Source organism: Actinomadura sp. KC216, assembly GCF_004348535.1.
Classification (GTDB): domain Bacteria; phylum Actinomycetota; class Actinomycetes; order Streptosporangiales; family Streptosporangiaceae; genus Spirillospora.
The window spans coordinates 1-19,792 of record NZ_SMJX01000047.1; the positions used below are offsets into that span (position 1 = coordinate 1).

Here is a 19,792-nt window from a genome sequence, read left to right on the forward strand (position 1 = left end):
GTGAGGAGATCTCCATCGGCAAGCCGGGCGCCGAGACGCGGCACACGCCGAAGCACGCCCGTCCGGGAGCGCCGCCGAAGCCCGCGAAGCCGGGCGCGCTGGGCAGGCACCACAAGTCGGCCGAGGCGGAGAGGGAGAAGGCGGAGAAGGCGGGACCGGTCGCCGAGCCCGCGCCGAAGCCCGAGCCGTCCGAGCCGAAACCGGAGCCCGCGCCGCAGGCGAAGCCCGCCCCGAGCCCGAAGGCCGCCAAGCCCGCGGAAACCGCCAAGCCCGCCAAGCCTGCCAAGCCCGCCAAGGCGGCGAGCAGTGCGGAAGACCTGCCGGTCCCCGACTACGACAACGCCAGCCTGCCGCAGCTCCGCGCGCGCTTGCGCGGCCTGTCCGTCGACCAGGTGAAGCTGCTGCGCGAGTACGAGCGCGAGCACGCCGCCCGCGAGGACGTCATCGGCATGTACGAGCGCCGCATAGCCAAGCTCAACGGCACCAGCTGAGCCCTGGCGAAAGGCCCTCGGACGCAACGCGGTCCGAGGGCCTTCCCATGCCGGATGTCAGCCCGGGGCGGGTGGCGTGCGCCGTAGGCTTCCGGCATGGCGATGGAGACCACGGCCGAATCCCCCGTCCCGGTGCGGACGGTCCTGCAAGCGGTCAGCGGCTGGATCGGCAGGCTCGGCCGGATCTGGGTCGAGGGCCAGATCACCGACCTCAACGCCCGCGGCGGAACGGTCTACCTGACGCTCCGCGACCCCGTCGCGAACATGTCGGTGCGGGTCGTCGGGCCGCGCGCGGTGTTCGAGGCCGCGGGCCCGGCGGTGACGGACGGGGCGCGCGTCGTCGTCCACGCCAAGCCCGACTTCTGGATCAACCGCGGGACGTTCTCGCTCAGCGTCCTGGAGGTCCGGCCGGTCGGCGTCGGCGAGCTGCTCGCCCGGCTGGAGCGGCTCAAGCGGGTGCTGGCCGCCGAGGGGCTGTTCCGGCCGGAGCGCAAGCGCCCGCTCCCGTTCCTGCCCGGCAAGATCGGGCTGATCTGCGGGCGCGACTCCGACGCCGAGCACGACGTCCTGCAGAACGCGCGGCGGCGGTGGCCCGCGGTGGCGTTCCGGGTGGAGAACACCGCCGTGCAGGGCTCGTACGCGGTCGGCGAGGTCATGGAGGCGCTGCGCGCGCTCGACGCCGATCCCGAGATCGATGTGATCATCATCGCGCGGGGCGGCGGCGCGATGGAGGACCTGCTGCCGTTCTCGGACGAGGCCCTCGTGCGCGCGGTGTCCGCGGCCCGCACGCCCGTGGTCAGCGCGATCGGGCACGAGCAGGACTCCCCGCTCCTCGACCTGGTCGCCGACGTGCGGGCCTCGACCCCGACGGACGCGGCGAAGAAGGCCGTCCCGGACGTGCGCGAGCAGCTCCAGCTCGTCCGGCAGCTCCGCGACCGGGGGCGGCGCTGCCTGGCGGGCGCCGTGGACCGGGAGCTGGCCTGGCTGCGGTCGATCAGGTCGCGGCCCGCGCTGGCCGACCCGGTACGGGAGATCGAACGGCAGTCCGAGCAGGTCATGGCGTTGCGCGACCGGTCGCGGCGGTGCCTGTCGAGCGCGCTGGACCGGGCCGGGGACGAGCTGTCGCACACCCGCGCCCGGCTGCTGGCCCTGTCCCCCGCCGCGACGCTGGAGCGCGGGTACGCGATCGTCCAGCGGGAGGACGGCGCGGTGGTGCGGGAGTCGCCGGGGGTCAAGGACGGCGAGCGGCTGACCGTGCGGCTGGCCCGCGGGCGTCTCGGCGTGACCGTCTCCGAGCGGGAGGAGCTCTAAGGTGGGGCAGGTGGCGGACGAGAAGGGGACGGCCGAGAAGCCGTCGTACGAGCAGGCGCGCGACGAGCTCGCGGACGTCGTCAAGCGGCTTGAGGCCGGCGGGCTGACGCTGGAGGAGTCGCTCGCCCTGTGGGAGCGGGGCGAGAAGCTCGCGGCGATCTGCGAGGAGTGGCTCGAAGGCGCGCGGGCCCGGCTGGCGGCCGCGCTCGACCGGCCCGAGAACGGCGAGTCCGCCGCGCCCTTCTGAGCGGCCGCCCGACCCGCCCGATCAGTAGCCGGGCTTGGGGGTCGCCGACGGCGTGAGGCCGGCGTCCTTCCGGCTCTGCGGTTTGAGCGACGCGGCCAGGAACGCCAGCTCCTCGTAGGACGCGGTGCCGGTGACGACGAGGCTCACGCCGTCCGGGAGGGTGCGGGCGAGGGAGTTCGCCTTCTTGTCCTTGCGGTGGTACTTCGTCCAGGTGACGCCGTTGACCTGCTGCGTCCCGACCATCTTGCTGCTGTTGGTCATCCGGGGGACGTACTCGGACGCCTTCTCGTTGCTCTGCTCCAGCGCCGCGTACTCGTCGCTGGGGGTCACGAAACCGAGGTGCCAGGCGACGGGCTTCTTGCCGCCGGACTCCAGCCCGTTCAGCCGGGAGCTGGTCGGGCGCCACCCCGCCGGGAGCCCTTCGGGCGCGTAGGAGGTGAACGGCGCGTCGTTGCGCATGGCCCACAGCTGCGAGCCGTAGTCGACGGTCGGCAGCATCTCCTCGTTGCTGCGCGGCGTGACGGCGTAGATCGCCAGGACGACCAGCAGGCACGCGGCCATCGCCATCGTGAAGCCGCCGAGCCCCGTGGTCAGCCGCTTGTGCACGGCCGGGCTGACCTCGACCACGGGCCGCCCGCCGGAACCCTTCTCCGCGGTGCTTTCGGAGTCTTCCTCTTCGGTCACCCCTCCAGGATCCCGCACGGTCAGCGCTGCCCCGTACCGGGGTTGGTGATGGTGCCGACGATGGCCATGATCTCGTCGGCGAGCCTGCGGGCGGCGTCCTCGTCGTCCATGAGGGAGATCTCCGAGACCGCGCCCGCCATCGCGCCGGTCAGCACGACGACCAGGGCCTCGTCCACGCCCCCGTCGGCGGTGTGGAACAGCGCGGCGCTGCGGCGCGCCCACTTGCCGAGCCGCTGCCGCATGACGCGGTCGAAGCCGGGCGGGCCGTCGCCGGAGATGAACAGCCGGGACACGTCGCGCTCGGCCAGGCAGCCGTCGAGGTAGGCGCCCGCGCCGGCGATGAACTGCCGCATCGGGTCGGTCTCGCCCGCCTCCCGGACGGCGTTGATCGCCTTGCGGGTGCGCTCCTGCTGCCCGACCTGGAACTCCTCGAACAGCGTCAGGTACAGGTCGGCCTTGCCGCTGAAGTGGTGGTACAGGCTGCCGACGCTCGCGCCCGCCTTGGCGACGATGTCGGTCACCGCGGCCTGGGCGAAGCCCGACTCGCAGAAGACGTCCCGCGCAGCCGCCAGCAGGGCGCCGCGGGTCGCGGCGCCGCGGTCGGACGTGCGCGCGGGGGCGCCGGCGGTCCCCGTCTCCCCGTTCGGGGTGACCTCGCCGGACGGGACGTCGATGTGGCTGCTGCTCATGTCGCCAGAGATTACGCCCTCTCCCAAGGGGAAACGATCCCTTGCCCGCGCGACCGCCGAATCGGCGCCGTGCCGGGCGCACCGCGGCGCCGCGCCGGGCGCACCACGCCGGGCGCGTCGCCCGCACCGGTACGCTCCGTGAGCCCGGCTGGTCTGGTCCAATTTGTGGCCGGACGTCCGGTCCACGGAGAATCCGGACGAACGATCGACCGCCGGGTCGCCGCCGACCGAAGGGCTGGGCCGCCATGTCCGATGAGACCGCCGTTTCCTCTCCGCTCACGACCGAGCCCGAGGCCCCGGACCGCAACCTGGCGATGGAGCTGGTCCGGGTGACCGAGGCCGCCGCGCTGGCCGCGGCCCGCTGGGTCGGCCGCGGCGACAAGAACGGCGCCGACGGGGCCGCCGTGAACGCCATGCGCCAGCTGATCAACACCGTGTCCATGCAGGGCGTCGTGGTGATCGGCGAGGGCGAGAAGGACAACGCGCCGATGCTGTTCAACGGCGAGGAGGTCGGCGACGGCTCCGGCGCCGAGTGCGACGTCGCGGTCGACCCGGTGGACGGGACGCGGCTGACCGCGCTCGGCATGAACAACGCGATCGCGGTGCTGTCGGTCGCGCCGCGCGGGTCGATGTTCGACCCGTCCGCGGTGTTCTACATGGAGAAGCTGGTGACCGGTCCGGAGGCGGCGGACGCCGTCGACATCGAGCGTCCGATCGCCGACAACATCCGCGCGATCGCCCGCGCGAAGGGCTCGTCGCCGCACGACGTGACGGTCTGCATCCTGGACCGCCCGCGGCACGAGGGCATCGTCAAGGAGGTCCGCGAGGCCGGGGCGCGGATCAAGTTCATCCTGGACGGCGACGTCGCCGGCGCGATCATGGCGTGCCGTCCCGGGACGGGCGTGGACGTGCTGCTCGGCATCGGCGGCACCCCGGAGGGCATCATCGCGGCGTGCGCGATCAAGGCGCTGGGCGGCGTGATCCAGGGACGGCTGTGGCCGCAGGACGACGAGGAGCGGCGGCGGGCCGCCGACGCCGGGCACGAGCTCGGCGCGGTGCTGACGACCGACGACCTGGTGACCTCCGACGACGTGTTCTTCGCCGCGACCGGGATCACCGACGGGGAGCTGGTCGACGGCGTCCGCTACAGCAAGGGCACGGCCGTGACGCACTCGCTGGTCATGCGCTCCCGCAGCGGGACGATCCGGACGATCGACAGCGAGCACCAGCTCAGCAAGCTCCGCGCCTACAGCGCCATCAACTTCGACACGGCGGTGTAGCTCGGCTAGCCGCCGCGGGTGAAGCGGCCGCGGACGCGTGCGCGCAGCGTGCGCTTCGGCGCCCGGACCCGCACCGAGCCGAAGATCATCGTGCCGCCGACCTCGATGGTGGGGCCGTCGGCGACGGGACGCCCCCGCAGGTCGCGGGTGCTGAGGATGGTGCGCCCGGTGACGTCCACGCGGACGCCGTCGGGGACGAGCAGCCGGATCCGGCCGCCGAGGACCATCGAGTCGACCACGATGTGGCGGCGCTGCAGGACGGCCTCGCGCAGGTCCAGCTCGACCGTCCCGAACAGGGCGAGCAGCGGGAGCTTCACGGGGACGACCCAGCGCCCGTCCCGGCGGGCGCGGCCGAAGAAGACCGTGACGGGACGGTCGTCCACGAGGATCGGCTGCGCCTCCTGCGGGCTGAGGTCGAGGGTGAGGCCGGTGAGTTCACCCAGCGTGCGGGCGGCGTAGGCGCGGGCGGTACGGTCGGCGTGCTCGTCCGCGGTGAGCCGGCCGTCCGCGTAGGCCTCGCCGAGGACGGCGGCGACGCGTTCCCGGTCGGCGTCCGACGCGCGCAGGTCGCGGATGCGCGTCGCCTTGGCGGCGGCAGGTCGCGGCGTCTCGGCGGCGGGGCGCGGCCGGCCGTCTCGGTGGGGAACGTCCACACCATGAGGTTAGCCGCAGGCGGCCGATCCGCCCCGCAGAAAACATGTGGGGTTATGTCCCGAATTTTCCCTAGTGTGAGAGGCATGACCGTGCAACGTGCGCAGCTCTCGGCTGCCCAGGAGAGCCAGGCCGCGCCGGCGATCAGCCTGCGCGGCGTGGTGAAGCGCTTCGGCGACTTCACCGCCGTGGACGGTCTCGACCTGGAGGTCCCCACGGGCATCTGCCTGGGACTGCTCGGCCCGAACGGCGCGGGCAAGTCGACCACGATGAAGATGCTGACCGCGCAGGCGATCGCCACCGAGGGCAGCATCCGCGTGCTGGGCTTCCGCGTCCCGCGGGAGTCCAAGCAGGCGCGGGCCGCGATGGGCGTCGTCCCGCAGCAGGACAACCTCGACGAGGAGCTGACGGCCCGCGAGAACCTGGAGGTGTTCGCGCACCTGTACCGGGTGCCGCGCCGGGCCCGCAGGCAGGCGGTGGACGACGCGCTGGCGATCGCGCACCTGACCGAGCGGCAGTTCACCAAGGTGGACGACCTGTCCGGTGGCATGCGGCGGCGGCTGCTGATCGCCCGCGGGCTGGTGCACCGGCCCGCGCTCGTCCTGCTGGACGAGCCGACCGTCGGCCTCGACCCGCAGGTCCGCGCGGAGCTGTGGGGGCTGATCGACGGGCTGCGCGCCGGGGGCACGACCGTGCTGATGTCGACGCACTACATCGAGGAGGCCGAGCGGCTGGCGGACGAGTGCGCGCTGATGTCGCACGGCCGCGTCATCGCCCGGGGCTCCCCGTCGTCGCTGGTGGCCGAGTACGCGGGCGAGCGGGTCGTGGAGCACTACGGGCCGCCCGGCCGGCTGACGGAGGTGGAGAAGCTCGCCAAGACGGCCGGGCTGCCCACGCGCCGCACCGGCCCGTCGGTGTCGGTGCTGAAGGCCGAGACGATCCCGCCGTCCCTGGAGGACGAGCTGGGCCCGGACGGCGTCCGCCGCGCCGCCAACCTTGAGGACGTGTTCGTGGTTTTGACCGGGGAGCGTGTGGAATGAGCGTCGCGGAGGGGACCCGGGCGCCGCGGTTGCGGCGGTTCGAGTTCGCGCCGGTGCGGGGGATCTGGCGGCACGAGCTGGCCCTCTACAAGCGGTACTGGAAGTCGCAGTCGTTCGCCTCGATGGTGGAGCCGACGTTCTTCCTGCTCGCGTTCGGCTACGGGTTCGGCTCGATGGTCGCGGTGATCGGGAACTACCGGTACCTGGACTTCGTCGCGACGGGCGTCGTCGGCACGGCCGCGCTGTTCACGTCGGTGTTCCCGGGGATGTTCAACGGCTACATCCGGCGCGTGTTCCAGCACACCTACGACGCGATGCTCGCCGCGCCGGTGGACGTCCACGAGCTGGTGACGGCCGAGGCGCTGTGGATCGCGGCGAAGTCGTCGGTGTACTCGTGCACGCCGATCGTCGTCGGGATGTTCTTCGGCCTCGATCCCTCGTTCGGGATGCTGCTGGTGCCGCTCGTGACGTTCTTCACCGCGCTCGGCTTCGGCCTGTTCGGGATGTGGACGTCCTCGGTGGTCCCGTCGATCAACTCGTTCGACTACGTGATCACCGGTGTGGTGACGCCGCTGTTCCTGATCGCCGGGACGTTCTTCCCGATCGAGTCGCTGCCGGGCTGGGCGCAGAACGTGTCGTACCTGAACCCGCTCTACCACTGCGTTGAGCTGGTCCGGGACGCGGTCTTCGGCCTGGACCCGCTGGCCGATCTCGGGCATCTGGCGGCCCTGATGGTGTTCGCGGCGCTGATGTGGCTCATCGCCGTCCGCGGCATGCGCAAGCGCCTCATCGACTGACGATTGACCTGGTGCCCGCCCTGTCCCTACGCTGACGCGAATCTTCTTCACATTGCGTGCCGGTGAGAGGTGGGGCCGCATGCGCCAGGGCGTCACCGTCCGGGACCGCCGGGCCCGGTTCTCCGCGTACGCGGCGTTCGCCGTCCAGGGGCTGTGCTTCGCGTCGCTCGTGACGCAGGTCCCGCAGATGCAGAAAGCCCACCATCTCAGCGACGCCACGCTGTCGCTGGTGCTGCTGATGGTGCCGCTGATCGCCGGGGTCGGGAGCGTCGCGTCCGGTGCCCTGTTCCAGCGGTTCGGCAGCGGGCCGGTGCTGCGCGCCTCCCAGCCCGCCGTCGCCGCCACGATCGCCCTGATCGGCCTCACCGGCGACAACGACCTCGCGCTCTATCTCGCGGTCGCCGCGTTCGGGCTGTTCGTCGGCGCGGTGGACGCCTCGATGAACGCGCAGGCCATCGCGGTCGAGCGCCGCTACGGCGTCAGCCTGATCACCGGCTTCTACGCGGTGTGGAGCGTCGCGGGGATCCTCGGCGGGCTCTGGGCGTCCCTCACCAACAAGATCGATCTCTCGCTGTTCACGGGCTTCGCGGTCGCCGCCGCCGTCGGGATCGCGGTGTCCCTCGCCACCGGGCACCGGCTCTACGCCCGCGCGGAGGAGGGCGGCGGGCCGACCGCCGAGGAGCTGAAGGCCGCCGGACGCGGCGTCCCGTGGCGGCCGATCCTGGTCGTCGGCGCCGCGATGGCCGTCGCCTACCTCGCCGACTCGGCGATCTCCAGCTACGGCGCGAAGTACCTGGACGACGAGTTGTCCGGCAGCGACTGGATCGCGCCGCTCGGGTACGTCGCGTACCAGGTCACCATGGTGATCAGCCGCGCCGTCGCGGACCTCGCCGTGCGCCGCTCCGGCCCGGTGCGGGTCGTGCGGATCGGCGGCGCGGTCGGCGTCGCGGGCATGGCCGGCGTGGTCGCGGCGCCGAACGCGGCCGTCGCCATCGCGGCGTTCGCGGTCGCCGGGCTGGGCCTGGCCGTGATCGCGCCGGTGTCCTTCTCGGCGGCCGGACGCGTCGACCCGACCGGCCTCGGCGTGGCCGTCGCCCGCGTGAACATCTTCAACTACGTCGGGTTCGTCCTGGGAGCGGCCGTCGTCGGCGCCATCGCCCCGCTCAGCGCGGACCACGGCCTGCGCCTGGCGTTCATCGTCCCCACGGCCCTCATCCTGGTGGTGTTCGCCACCGCCAAGGGATTCGACCCCGTCCCGGCCAAAGGCGCACGACCCCGGCCGGACTCCCCCGCCATGGAACGGCCCGTCGCCTGACGCGTCCCGCAACGTGCGAGCCCCCGCCCACGCAGGACGCGCGAACGGGGGCTCGAAACGACGGACGGTCAGGTGCCGGCGGCCGGCCGGGCGTCCTCCATCAGGCGGATGGCCTTCTCGCCTTCGGCCTGGGCCTGCTCCGGGGTCAGGTCCTGCAAGGCGCGGCTCAGGGCCACCTCGGCGGCGTCGGCCGCGGCCCGGAGGGTCACGGCGTGCTCCTGCGCCCTTTCGAGGTCGCCCAGGCCGACACAGTCGAAGGCCACCTGCGCGTCGTGGCCCGCCATCTTCAGCTGCCGCGCGGCCTCTTCAAGACTCATTGACAACTCCTACCTCGGGGATCCTTGTCCTACCCCTCGGTACCGTCCGTAACCGCTTGGCCCAGCAGTTGCGCGGCCTTGACCAGGCGCGGCTCGGAGAGGCCCGCGTACCCTAGGACGAGGGCCGGTTTGGCGTGTCCCGCACGCCCGGGCGACCACATGGGACGGGCGCCCGCGACGGACACGCCGGACCGCGCGGCGCGCGCCACGACCGCGTCCTCGTCGCATCCCCTGGGGAGTTCCACGTAGAGGTGGATGCCCGCTGAGACGCCGCGAACCACGGCGCCGGGCATCCGGGAGTTCAGCGCCCCGGCCAGCGCGTCCCGCCGGGCCCGGTACCGCCGCCGCATCGTGCGCAGGTGCCGGTCGTAGCCGCCGCTCCTGATCAGCTCGGCGAGGGCGTACTGCTCCAGGACGGGCGCGCCGAGGTCGGTGGTGCCGCGGTGGTCGCGCAGCCGCTTGGCGACGGCCGGGGACGCCACGGCCCAGCCGAGCCGCAGCGCGGGCGCGAGGGACTTGCTGACCGAGCCGAGCAGCACGACGCGCTCGGGGTCGATCCCCTGGAGGCAGCCGACGGGCTCGCGGTCGTAGCGGAACTCGGCGTCGTAGTCGTCCTCCAGGATCAGCCCGTCGACGTCGCGGGCCCAGGCGATCAGCTCGGCGCGCCGGGAGGGGGACAGCACGACCCCGGTCGGGTACTGGTGCGCGGGGGTGACCAGGACGGCCCGCGCCCCGGTGCGGGCGAGCGCGGCGACGTCCAGCCCCTCGGCGTCGACGGGGACGCGGATCACCCGCAGGCCGGACGCGTCCAGCATCGGGAGCTGCCGGTCGCTGGTCGGGTCCTCGACGGCGAGCAGCGTGTGCCCGCTCGCGCGCAGCATCCGCAGCAGCGCCGACAGCCCCTGCGCCACCCCGTTCATGATCACGACACGGCCGGGGTCGGCGTGCGCGGCGCGGACCCGGCCGAGGTAGCCGGCCAGCTCGGCGCGCAGCGCGGCGACGCCGCCCGGGTCGGGGTAGGTGAGCGCGTCGTGCGGCAGCGTGCGCAGCGCGGCGCGGGCGGCCGAGATCCAGCGCTCGCGCGGGAACGCCGACAGGTCAGGCTTGCCCGGCCACAGGTCGTAGGCGGGCGCGGGCGGCGCGGGTTCCGGCCTGAGCTCCCGGGACGGCCCCGGCACGCCGTTCTGCACCGCCGCCGGGGACGCCTCGTCCGGACGGGCCAGCGGCGCGATCCGGGTCCCGTCGCCGCGCCGCGCGATCAGGAACCCCTCGGCCGTCAGCTGCTCGTAGGCGGCGACGACCACACCGCGCGAGACGTCCAGGTCGCGCGCCAGGTCGCGGCTCGACGGCAGCCGCGTCCCGGCGGTGAGCCGGCCGGTGCGCACGGCCGAGCGGAAGCCTGCGGCGATCTGGGCGGCGAGCCGGCCGGCGGACCGGTCGAGCGGGAGATGAAGGTCGGTCACATGACTCTCAGCGTCAAGAGGGAGTGCGAGCGTCACCGACCACGCAATGGTCCACATCATCCCGCATCGATTGGCCCTGTCACATGGACCAAGCGGGATTCTAGCGTTCCACCCATGAACACTTCTCACAGGCGCGGCATGGCCGGGGCCGGGTCGGCGATGTTCCTCGTCGGGACGCTGACCGCCGTGTCCGCGACGATCGCCGGCTATCCCGTGTTCGGCGGCCAGGCGGTGCGGTACGCGGTCGCCGCGCTGGTCCTGCTGATCGTGGTCCGGGTCGCCGGCCCCCCGGCGCGGCGCCCCTCCCTGCGGGACTGGCTGCTGCTGGCGGCGTTGGCCGGGACTGGCCTGGTCGCGTTCAACGTCTGCATCGTCGCGGCCACCCAGGACACGAGCCCCGCCACGATCGGCACGGTGATCGCGACGGTGCCGATCATCCTGGCGCTGATCGGCCCGCTGCTGGAGGGCCGCCGTCCCGCCCCGTCGCTCGTGCTGGCGGCGTGCGTGGTCGCCGCCGGGGCCGCGCTCGCCAACGGGCTCGGCAGCGGCAGCCTCCGCGGGCTGCTGCTGTCGCTCGGCGCGCTCGCCGGGGAGGTGTGCTTCTCGCTGCTGGCCGTCCCGCTGCTGCCCCGGCTCGGCGCGCTGCGCGTCTCGGCCTACTCCGCCGCGCTGGCCGCGCCGATGCTGCTGGCCGTCGGCCTCGCCGTGGACGGGGCGGTCGTGCTCCGCACCCCCACGGCCGGTGAGCTGGCGGGCTTCGCCTACCTGTCGGTGGTCGTCACCACGATCGCGTTCCTGCTCTGGTACGGCGCCATCGGCCGGCTCGGCGCCGACCGGGCCGGGCTGTTCGCGGGCCTGATCCCGGTCAGCGCGGTGATCACGACGGTGGCGCTCGGCATCGACCGTCCAGGCGCGGCCGACCTGGCCGGCGCCGCGCTGGTCGCGGCGGGCGTCGTCGTCGGCCTGCGCGCCCGCGTCGCCCCCCGCGAGCCCGTCGCCCCCCGCGAGGTCGCGGTTCCCGAGGTCGTAACCTGTGAGTCCGTAGACACCGCCCCCATCGGAACCGCGCGAGGATCTGCCTGACATGCCTGAGTTCTCCTACACCGACCTGCTGCCGCTCGGCCCGGACGAGACCGACTACCGTCTCCTGACCTCCGACGGGGTCTCGACCTTCGAGGCCGGTGGACGGACGTTCCTCCAGGTCGAGCCGGAGGCTCTGCGGCTGCTCACCGAGACCGCGATGCGCGACATCTCGCACCTGCTGCGCCCCGCGCACCTCGCCCAGCTCCGCCGGATCCTGGACGACCCGGAGGCGTCCCCCAACGACCGGTTCGTCGCGCTGGACCTGCTGAAGAACGCGGGGATCTCGTCCGGGGGCGTCCTGCCCATGTGCCAGGACACCGGGACCGCGATCGTGATGGGCAAGCGCGGCCAGCACGTCCTGACCGACGGGAACGACGAGGAGCACATCTCGCGCGGCGTCTTCGACGCGTACACGAAGCTGAACCTGCGCTACTCGCAGATGGCGCCGGTGACGATGTGGGACGAGAAGAACACCGGCAGCAACCTGCCCGCGCAGATCGAGCTGTACGCCTCCCCCGGCGCGGCGTACAAGTTCCTGTTCATGGCCAAGGGCGGCGGCAGCGCGAACAAGTCGTTCCTCTACCAGGAGACGAAGGCCGTCCTGAACCCGAAGCGGATGATGACCTTCCTGGAGGAGAAGATCCGCTCGCTCGGGACGGCCGCGTGCCCGCCGTACCACCTGGCGATCGTGGTCGGGGGCACGTCCGCCGAGTACGCGCTGAAGACCGCGAAGTACGCGTCCGCCCACTACCTGGACACGATGCCCACCGAGGGCTCGCCGCTCGGGCACGGGTTCCGCGACCTGGAGCTGGAGCTCCAGGTGTTCGAGCTGACGCAGAAGCTCGGCATCGGCGCGCAGTTCGGCGGCAAGTACTTCTGCCACGACGTCCGCGTGATCCGGCTGCCGCGGCACGGCGCGTCCTGCCCGGTGGCGATCGCGGTGTCGTGCAGCGCCGACCGGCAGGCGCTCGCGAAGATCACCGCGGAGGGCGTGTTCCTGGAGCGGCTGGAGACCGACCCGGCGCAGTACCTGCCGGAGACGACCGACGAGCACCTCGACGACGAGGTCGTGCAGATCGACCTGAACCGTCCGATGGAGGAGATCAGGGCCGAGCTGACCAAGTACCCGGTGAAGACGCGGCTGTCGCTGACCGGCCCGCTCGTCGTCGCCCGCGACATCGCGCACGCCAAGATCAAGGAGCGGCTGGACGCGGGCGAGCCCATGCCGCAGTACATGCGCGACCACGCCGTCTACTATGCGGGCCCTGCCAAGACGCCGGAGGGCTACGCGTCCGGCTCGTTCGGCCCCACCACCGCCGGGCGCATGGACTCCTACGTCGAGCAGTTCCAGGCCGCCGGCGGCTCGCTCGTCATGCTGGCGAAGGGCAACCGGTCCAAGCAGGTCACCGACGCCTGCAAGGAGCACGGCGGCTTCTACCTCGGTTCGATCGGCGGCCCCGCCGCCCGCCTCGCCCAGGACTGCATCAAGAAGGTGGACGTCCTGGAGTACCCCGAGCTCGGCATGGAGGCCGTCTGGAAGATCGAGGTCGAGGACTTCCCCGCGTTCATCGTCGTGGACGACAAGGGCGAGGACTTCTTCGCCGACACCACGGGCCCCGTCCTGACCATCGGCAGGCGCTGACGAACGGCAGCCCCTGCCGCCGTTTCTTGGTGATTCTTGCCTTTAGGTCATAATGACAACCCGAAAATGCCGTTGGTGCCGAGGTCTCTCCGATGAGCGCCTGGCCACTCCGGTATCTTTTCCGCCATGTCACGGTCAGAGCGCCTCGTTCTCGCGGCGCGCTACCGGTTGGTCTCGGAAATAGGTCAGGGCGCCAACGGCACCGTATGGAGAGGGCATGACGAACTCCTCGATCGCGCCGTGGCGATCAAGGAGCTCCGGCTCCCCGATGACCTCAAAGAGGACGACAGGGTCGTCTTCTACCGCCGCACCCTCCGGGAGGCGCGCGCGCCCGCACAGCTGCGCACGCATTCCATCGTCGAGGTGTACGACGTCGTCATCGAGCAGGGCCGCCCCTGGATCGTGATGGAGATGATCGAGGCGCCCAGCCTCGAACAGCTCATCGAGCGCTCGGGCCGGCTGCCGCCCGAGCGGGTCGCGTACATCGGCCGCGCGCTGCTGGACGCCCTCAGCACCGCGCACAAGGCCGGGATCGTGCACCGCGACCTCAAGCCCAGCAACGTGCTGCTGGACGGTGACCGCGTCGTCCTCACCGACTTCGGGCTCGCGTTCTCGTCCGGATCGGCCAGCCTGACCAAGACCGGCCACTTCATGGGGTCGCCCGCGTACGTGGCGCCCGAGGTGGCCCGCGGGGAGAGGGCGACGCCCCGGTCGGACCTGTGGTCGCTCGGCGCGACGCTGTACGCCGCGCTGGAGGGCCACCCGCCGTTCGAGCGCGAGAACGTCATGGCGACGCTGAGCGCGCTCGCCACCGAGTCGACGCCCGCCCCGCAGAACGCGGGCGAGCTCACCCCGGTGATCACCGGGCTGCTGGAGAAGAACCCGACCCGCCGGCTCAGCCACGCCCGCGCGGTCGACCGGCTCGAACGCGTCCTCACCGGGCCCCGCTCGAAACGCCGCGGCCGGACGCCCCGCCACCGGATGATGGTGGTGATCGGGCTCGTCGGCGCGACCATCGCGTCCTGCGGGATCGGCGCCACCGCGCTCGTCGTCGGGATGACGCGGGAGAACCCCGGAGCGTCCCCGACCGGGGCGCCGACCAGCCCGGCGGGCGGCGGCGCGCAGGGCGTGCCGTCCGGCGTCACGACCAGCACGCTGGTCGTCCGCGCCCGCAACGCCGTCTGCAAGATCTTCGTGTCGGAACCGGCCGGGGCCGTGCTCAGCGACGAGACCCTGCGGGAGGGCGAGGCCCGCCAGTACGGCCAGCCGCGCCTCAACGCCGTCATCTACGACGCGTCCGCCTGCGACGTCTGGGTCAACGGCCTGCGCAAGCCCCTGGGCTCCCCCGGCGAGCGGAAGACCTACTCGCTCACCAGGGAGGAGTGACAAGCCCCACCCCGGGGAATGCGGGAGCCACCCGCCCGGCTGCCACTGATGGCGGCCACGGACGCGAAGGGGAGGCTGCGATGGGCGAGCAGGAGTTCCGGGTCGAGCACGACTCGATGGGCGAGGTCCGCGTGCCGGCGGCGGCGAAGTGGCGGGCGCAGACGCAGCGCGCGGTGGAGAACTTCCCGATCTCGGGACGGACGCTGGAGCCGTCGCACATCGCCGCCCTCGGCCAGATCAAGGCCGCCGCGGCGACCGTGAACGCCGAGCTCGGGGTGCTCGACGAGGACCTCGCCCGCGCGATCGCCGCCGCCGCCCGCGAGGTCGCGGACGGCCGGTGGGACGACCAGTTCCCCATCGACGTGTTCCAGACCGGGTCCGGGACGTCGTCGAACATGAACGCCAACGAGGTCGTCGCGTCGCTGGCGGAGGAGCGGCTCGGCCGCCCCGTCCATCCGAACGACCATGTGAACGCGTCGCAGTCGTCCAACGACGTGTTCCCCTCGTCCATCCACATCGCGGCCACCGGCGCCGTCGTGAACGACCTGATCCCCGCGCTGCGCCATCTGGAGGCCGCTCTCGCGCGCAAGGCGGACGAGTTCCGGACGGTCGTGAAGTCGGGCCGCACCCACCTGATGGACGCCACGCCCGTCACGCTCGGCCAGGAGTTCGGCGGGTACGCGGCGCAGGTCCGGCACGGCGTGGAGCGGCTGGAGGCCGTCCTGCCGCGGCTGGCGGAGCTGCCCCTCGGCGGGACGGCGGTCGGCACCGGCATCAACACCCCGGACGGCTTCGGCGGCCGCGTCATCGCCGAGATCGCGCGGGCCACGGGCCTGCCGCTGACGGAGGCCCGCGACCACTTCGAGGCGCAGGGCGCCCGGGACGGCCTCGTCGAGGCGAGCGGCGCGCTCCGCACCGTCGCGGTGAGCCTCACCAAGATCGTCAACGATCTGCGCTGGATGGGCTCGGGCCCGCGCGCCGGGCTCGCCGAGATCCGGCTGCCCGACCTGCAGCCCGGCTCGTCGATCATGCCGGGGAAGGTGAACCCGGTGATCCCGGAGGCGGTCGCGCAGGTCGCCGCGCAGGTCATCGGGAACGACGCGGCGGTCGCGTTCGGCGGCGCGTCCGGCAGCTTCGAGCTGAACGTGATGCTGCCGATGCTGGCCCGCAACGTGCTGGAGTCGATCACCCTGCTGGCGAACGCGTCGCGGCTGCTCGCCGACCGCTGCGTGGACGGCATCGAGGCCGACGAGGACCGGATGCGCGAGTACGCCGAGTCGTCACCGTCGATCGTGACGCCGCTCAACCGCTACATCGGGTACGAGGAGGCGGCGAAGGTCGCCAAACAAGCACTGAGCGAACGCAGGACGATCCGCGAGGTGGTCCTGGAACGCGGCTACGTGGACGACGGGAAGCTGACTGTCGAGCAGCTCGACGCGGCGCTCGACGTCCTCGGAATGACGAACGCGTCCCAGAAGTCACCCTGACGCCTGGGACGCGCTCGGACGGGTCAGTACCAGCCGACGGACTGGGAGTGCGACCACGCGCCGCACGGGCTGTTGTAGCGGCCCTTGATGTAGCCGAGGCCCCACTTGATCTGCGTGGTGGCGTTGTTCTGCCAGTCGGGACCGGCGCTCGCCATCTTGGAGCCCGGGTTGGCCTGCGGAATGCCGTACGCCTCCGACGACGGGTTGTCCGCGTGCACGTTCCAGTGGCTTTCCTTGTTCCACAGCTTCACCAGGCAGCCGAACTGGCCGTCGCCGGTGAACCCGTACTTCGGCATCAGCCTCTTGGCGATCTGCTGCGCCTCGCCCGCCGGGACCGGGTCGCCGATCGGGCCGGCGCCACCGCCCGGCTTCTTGGTCGGGATCGGCTTGCCCTTCGGGTGCAGCGACGGGCTCTCGCCCCCGTCCTGGCGCGTCGCGCGGGAGGCGCGGTCGAGCGCCAGCTTGCGCCGCTGCTCCTCCAGCACCTTCGGGTCGACCTTCGGCGCGGCGTCGGCGAGCTGCCGGTTCGGCTTGACGGTCGCCTCCTCGCCGGACCCGCCGGTCAGCGCGAACGCGGCGACGGCTCCGCCGCCGATCAGCACGGCCGCGCCCGCGGCGATGGCGGCGATCCGCATGCCGCCCCGGCCGCCGGAACCGCCCCGCCCGCCGGAGGCGTGCTGCGCGTGCCGTCCGGACACGATCTCGTCGCGCGGCCCCTCGGTGGACGCGCCGCCGCGCAGCGGCTCGGCGGGGAGGGCCTGGAAGCCGAGCGTGTCACCGGCGGGCGCGCCGGCGACCTGGGTCCGGGCGCTGCCCGCGACCCGCACGTCGTCCTCGTGCGGCGCCGGCTGCCCGAACGGGTCGGGCTGCCCGAACGGGTCCGACTGCGCGAACGGCTCTGGCGGCGAGTACGGGTCGGGCTGCGCGGGCGGCTGCGCGGGCGGCGCCGCGAAGGCGCCGGTGGCCTGGATGGGAACGTGGGGAGCCGGGGGCTCCGCCGGAGCCGCGACCGGCTGCGCCGGCGCGGAAGGCGCGCCCGGCCACTGCCCTTGGGGGTCGAAGTTCTGTCGTTCGTCTCGCCTAGGGGACCCGGGATGGTCTCCGTACAAGGCGGTCCTTCCGACGGTCGCACGCGCATGGACACGCGCGCGAGCTGCTTCACCCCTGGCCCGTCCGGCCGCCCTGGAGGTCGCGGCGGCCCCGGACCCGGGCCGGCGCCGTGCCCGGCACGCGTGTCGATCAGGGGACGCGCTCCGGCCCGGCACCGCTCGGGGGTGCTTACGGGGAGACACAATGCCTGAGGCCGAGGGAGGCTTCGCAACCGAAACGAGACGAAAGCTGCGGCTGGGGCGCTTGTCAACTCACCGGACGAACCGCCGAAACCGCGACGGGACCAGGGGTTCTCCACCCCCGAGGGGCATCCTGTGACCTTCCTCACAAACCCACGATGCGAGGTTTGACGATCACGTTCCGTAGACAGGATCCAGGACGTTCTGAGACGCGAACCCCGGCGGACCGCTCCACACGGTACCGCCGGGGTTCACTCGCTCCTGGAAGGCTCAGCCGCCCACGTCGCCGAGCAGGTCGGTGACCAGCGCGGCGATCGGCGACCGCTCCGACCGCGTCAGCGTCACGTGCGCGAACAGCGGATGCCCCTTGAGCTTCTCCACCACCGCCGCGACGCCGTCGTGCCGCCCGACCCGCAGGTTGTCGCGCTGCGCCACGTCGTGCGTCAGCACGACCCGCGACCCCGCGCCGATCCGCGACAGCACGGTCAGCAGCACGCCGCGCTCCAGCGACTGCGCCTCGTCCACGATCACGAACGCGTCGTGCAGCGACCGCCCGCGGATGTGGGTGAGCGGCAGGACCTCCAACATGTCACGGTCCACGACCTCGTCGATGACGTCCGGGGTCGTCACCGCCGACAGGGTGTCGTAGACGGCCTGCGCCCACGGCGACATCTTCTCGTTCTCCGAGCCGGGCAGGTAGCCGAGCTCCTGGCCGCCGACCGCGTACAGGGGGCGGAACACCACGACCTTGCGGTGCCGCCCGCGCTCCATCACGGCCTCCAGGCCCGCGCACAGCGCGAGCGCCGACTTGCCGGTGCCGGCCCGCCCGCCGAGCGAGACGATGCCGACCTCCTCGTCCATCAGCAGGTCGAGCGCGATCCGCTGCTCGGCGGACCGGCCGCGCAGCCCGAACACCTCCCGGTCGCCGCGCACCAGCTTCACCGACTTGTCCGGCAGCGTCCGGCCGAGCGCCGAGCCGCGCTCCGACAGCAGCCGCAGCCCCGTGTGGCAGGGCAGGTCCCGCGCCTCGTCGACGTCCGCGGCGCCCGACTCGTACAGGTCCTCGACGACCCCGGCGGGCACCTCCAGCTCCCGCATGCCCGTCCAGCCGGACTCCACGACGGCCAGCTCCGCCCGGTACTCCTCGGCGGTGAGGCCGACCGCGGACGCCTTCACCCGCATCGGCAGGTCCTTGGAGACCAGCACGACGTCGCGCCCCTCGCGCGCGAGCCACGCCGCGACCGACAGGATGCGGGTGTCGTTGTCGCCGAGCCGGAACCCGTCCGGCAGCACGCTCGGGTCGGCGTGGTTCAGCTCGACGCGGAGCGTGCCGCCCTGGTCGCCGACCGGGCCGTCCACGGACACGGGCTCGTCCAGCCTGCCGTGCCGCAGCCGCAGGTCGTCCAGCAGGCGCAGGGCCTGCCGGGCGAAGTATCCGAGCTCGGGGTGGTGGCGCTTGGCCTCAAGCTCGGAGATCACGACGATGGGGAGTACGACCTCGTGCTCGGCGAACCGGGTCAGCGCCCCCGGGTCGGCGAGCAGGACGCTGGTGTCGAGGACGTACGTGCGCCGATCCGGCACGAAGGTACCGGAGGTGTTCCCGGACGGACCGGGACGGCGCGCGGAGGTTGTGGCCACTCGATCTCCCTGATGATGGGGGACTTGCCAGTGGCGCGTTGGTCCACCGCAAGGGCGGTGGTGGGGGCCGGTGGACGGCCGTCAGGTACCGTAGCGCCGGTGCCGCGCGGCGTACGAGCGCATGGCCCGGAGGAAGTCGACCTTGCGGAAGTCCGGCCAGTGGACCTCGCAGAAGTGGAACTCCGAGTGGGCGCTCTGCCAGAGCATGAAGCCGGAGAGACGCTGCTCCCCCGACGTGCGGATGACCAGGTCCGGATCCGGCTGGCCGCGCGTGTAGAGATGCTCCGCGATGTGCTCGACGTCGAGGATCTCGGCGAGTTCCTCGATGCTGGTGCCCCGGCTCGCCTGCTCGATGAGCAGAGAGCGCACCGCATCAGCGATCTCACGCCTACCCCCATACCCAACCGCGACGTTCACAATCAGGCCCGGGGCGTCCGATGTGGCCTCACCGGCGTCCTTCAGAACGCGGGCGGTCTTGTCGGGCAGCAGGTCGAGGGCGCCGACGGGCTTCACGTGCCAGCCGTCGGACGCGAGCTTCCCGACGGTGTTCTCGATGATCTCCAGCAGCGGGTCCAGCTCGGCGGCGGGACGGTTCAGGTTGTCGGTGGACAGCAGCCACAGCGTGACGTGCTCCACCCCCGCCTCCGTGCTCCACTGCAGCAGCTCGGAGATCTTCTGGGCGCCGCGCTGGTGGCCGGAGTTGACGTCGGCGAGGCCCATCGACCTTGCCCAGCGGCGGTTCCCGTCCAGGATCACGCCGACATGGCGGGGCGTGACGTCCTTCGGCAGCGACGCCTCGACCCGGTGCTCGTACATCCGGTAGACGACGTCGCGGACGGCCGCGTAGGGGCCGCTGTGGCGGATGGCGGAGGTCAGCCGTCCGCCGGCCTTCCGCATGCCGGTGCGCGGCTTTCCCGTACGCCGAACCCCCATATGGGCATCCCTTCGAGCGGCGTCCCTGGCGGGAGGACGCTCAATTATG

General features: G+C 72.6%; 18 protein-coding genes and 1 pseudogene. 11 read left to right on the plus strand and 8 right to left on the minus strand.

All coding sequences use genetic code 11. From position 1 onward, the window contains the following. The 3 genes and pseudogenes from E1264_RS43275 to E1264_RS10910 form a co-directional block, all read left to right on the plus strand. Nucleotides 1-491, plus strand: a pseudogene (locus E1264_RS43275) (hypothetical protein); the annotation flags it as partial. Nucleotides 492-587: 96 nt separating this feature from the next. Continuing rightward, nucleotides 588-1,802, plus strand: coding sequence for an exodeoxyribonuclease VII large subunit (gene xseA, locus E1264_RS10905; protein ID WP_132172250.1), 1,215 nt, complete (start codon nucleotides 588-590; stop codon nucleotides 1,800-1,802). 10 nt (nucleotides 1,803-1,812) lie between these two features. Further along, on the plus strand, nucleotides 1,813-2,049 hold the full coding sequence (locus tag E1264_RS10910; RefSeq protein WP_132172252.1) for an exodeoxyribonuclease VII small subunit: 237 nt from the start codon (nucleotides 1,813-1,815) through the stop codon (nucleotides 2,047-2,049). Between the two features lie 21 nt (nucleotides 2,050-2,070). Here E1264_RS10910 and E1264_RS10915 read toward each other — a convergent pair whose 3' ends face one another. Both E1264_RS10915 and E1264_RS10920 read right to left on the minus strand, forming a co-directional pair. Then, nucleotides 2,071-2,733, minus strand: coding sequence for a DUF4245 domain-containing protein (locus E1264_RS10915; RefSeq protein ID WP_132172254.1), 663 nt, complete (start codon nucleotides 2,731-2,733; stop codon nucleotides 2,071-2,073). A gap of 20 nt (nucleotides 2,734-2,753) precedes the next feature. Then, nucleotides 2,754-3,422 carry a TetR/AcrR family transcriptional regulator gene (locus E1264_RS10920; RefSeq protein ID WP_132172256.1) on the minus strand — a complete coding sequence of 223 codons (669 nt, stop codon included), beginning with the start codon at nucleotides 3,420-3,422 and terminating at the stop codon, nucleotides 2,754-2,756. Between the two features lie 245 nt (nucleotides 3,423-3,667). Between E1264_RS10920 and glpX the strand changes: the two genes are divergently transcribed. After that, on the plus strand, nucleotides 3,668-4,702 hold the full coding sequence (glpX, locus tag E1264_RS10925) for a class II fructose-bisphosphatase (RefSeq protein WP_132172258.1): 1,035 nt from the start codon (nucleotides 3,668-3,670) through the stop codon (nucleotides 4,700-4,702). 5 nt (nucleotides 4,703-4,707) lie between these two features. Here glpX and E1264_RS10930 read toward each other — a convergent pair whose 3' ends face one another. Then, nucleotides 4,708-5,355, minus strand: a complete 648-nt coding sequence (locus E1264_RS10930; protein WP_132172260.1) for a DUF1707 domain-containing protein — start codon at nucleotides 5,353-5,355, stop codon at nucleotides 4,708-4,710. A gap of 84 nt (nucleotides 5,356-5,439) precedes the next feature. On the opposite strand from E1264_RS10930, the gene E1264_RS10935 reads away from it, so the two are divergent. The 3 genes from E1264_RS10935 (at nucleotide 5,440) to E1264_RS10945 (ending at nucleotide 8,505) form a co-directional block, all read left to right on the plus strand. After that, nucleotides 5,440-6,393 (plus strand): ABC transporter ATP-binding protein, encoded by a 954-nt coding sequence (locus E1264_RS10935; protein ID WP_132172262.1) that lies wholly within the window; start codon nucleotides 5,440-5,442, stop codon nucleotides 6,391-6,393. Beyond that, on the plus strand, nucleotides 6,390-7,190 hold the full coding sequence (locus E1264_RS10940; RefSeq protein ID WP_132172264.1) for an ABC transporter permease: 801 nt from the start codon (nucleotides 6,390-6,392) through the stop codon (nucleotides 7,188-7,190). Before E1264_RS10935 ends, E1264_RS10940 begins: the two co-directional genes overlap by 4 nt. Nucleotides 7,191-7,269: 79 nt before the next feature. After that, the gene (locus tag E1264_RS10945; RefSeq protein WP_132172266.1) at nucleotides 7,270-8,505 is read left to right on the plus strand and encodes an MFS transporter; all 1,236 of its coding nucleotides are present in this window, start codon (nucleotides 7,270-7,272) and stop codon (nucleotides 8,503-8,505) included. 68 nt (nucleotides 8,506-8,573) lie between these two features. On the opposite strand, the gene E1264_RS10950 is transcribed toward E1264_RS10945, so the two are convergent. Together E1264_RS10950 and E1264_RS10955 are read right to left on the minus strand one after the other, a co-directional pair. Continuing rightward, nucleotides 8,574-8,822 carry a hypothetical protein gene (locus E1264_RS10950; RefSeq protein WP_132172268.1) on the minus strand — a complete coding sequence of 83 codons (249 nt, stop codon included), beginning with the start codon at nucleotides 8,820-8,822 and terminating at the stop codon, nucleotides 8,574-8,576. A gap of 29 nt (nucleotides 8,823-8,851) precedes the next feature. After that, nucleotides 8,852-10,285, minus strand: coding sequence for a PLP-dependent aminotransferase family protein (locus E1264_RS10955; protein ID WP_132172270.1), 1,434 nt, complete (start codon nucleotides 10,283-10,285; stop codon nucleotides 8,852-8,854). A gap of 114 nt (nucleotides 10,286-10,399) precedes the next feature. Between E1264_RS10955 and E1264_RS10960 the strand changes: the two genes are divergently transcribed. From E1264_RS10960 to E1264_RS10975, 4 genes are all read left to right on the plus strand, one after another. Beyond that, complete coding sequence (locus E1264_RS10960) at nucleotides 10,400-11,368, plus strand: DMT family transporter (protein ID WP_132172272.1); 969 nt, start codon at nucleotides 10,400-10,402, stop codon at nucleotides 11,366-11,368. Nucleotide 11,369: 1 nt separating this feature from the next. Next, nucleotides 11,370-13,010 (plus strand): fumarate hydratase, encoded by a 1,641-nt coding sequence (locus E1264_RS10965; protein ID WP_132172274.1) that lies wholly within the window; start codon nucleotides 11,370-11,372, stop codon nucleotides 13,008-13,010. Between the two features lie 126 nt (nucleotides 13,011-13,136). Continuing rightward, on the plus strand, nucleotides 13,137-14,396 hold the full coding sequence (locus E1264_RS10970) for a serine/threonine-protein kinase (protein ID WP_132172276.1): 1,260 nt from the start codon (nucleotides 13,137-13,139) through the stop codon (nucleotides 14,394-14,396). An 80-nt stretch (nucleotides 14,397-14,476) separates the two neighbouring features. After that, nucleotides 14,477-15,883, plus strand: coding sequence for a class II fumarate hydratase (locus E1264_RS10975; protein ID WP_132172278.1), 1,407 nt, complete (start codon nucleotides 14,477-14,479; stop codon nucleotides 15,881-15,883). Between the two features lie 23 nt (nucleotides 15,884-15,906). Here the strand turns inward: E1264_RS10975 and E1264_RS45240 are convergent, their stop codons facing one another. The 3 genes from E1264_RS45240 to E1264_RS10990 form a co-directional block, all read right to left on the minus strand. Beyond that, nucleotides 15,907-16,992: a lytic transglycosylase domain-containing protein gene (locus E1264_RS45240; protein WP_243710860.1), complete on the minus strand. Its 1,086-nt coding sequence runs from the start codon at nucleotides 16,990-16,992 to the stop codon at nucleotides 15,907-15,909. Between the two features lie 450 nt (nucleotides 16,993-17,442). Then, a complete protein-coding gene (locus E1264_RS10985; protein WP_243710863.1) occupies nucleotides 17,443-18,753 on the minus strand; it encodes a PhoH family protein in 1,311 nt (436 codons plus the stop codon). 138 nt (nucleotides 18,754-18,891) lie between these two features. Then, the gene (locus E1264_RS10990; protein ID WP_132172316.1) at nucleotides 18,892-19,707 is read right to left on the minus strand and encodes an isoprenyl transferase; all 816 of its coding nucleotides are present in this window, start codon (nucleotides 19,705-19,707) and stop codon (nucleotides 18,892-18,894) included. Between the last annotated feature and the right edge of the window lie 85 nt (nucleotides 19,708-19,792).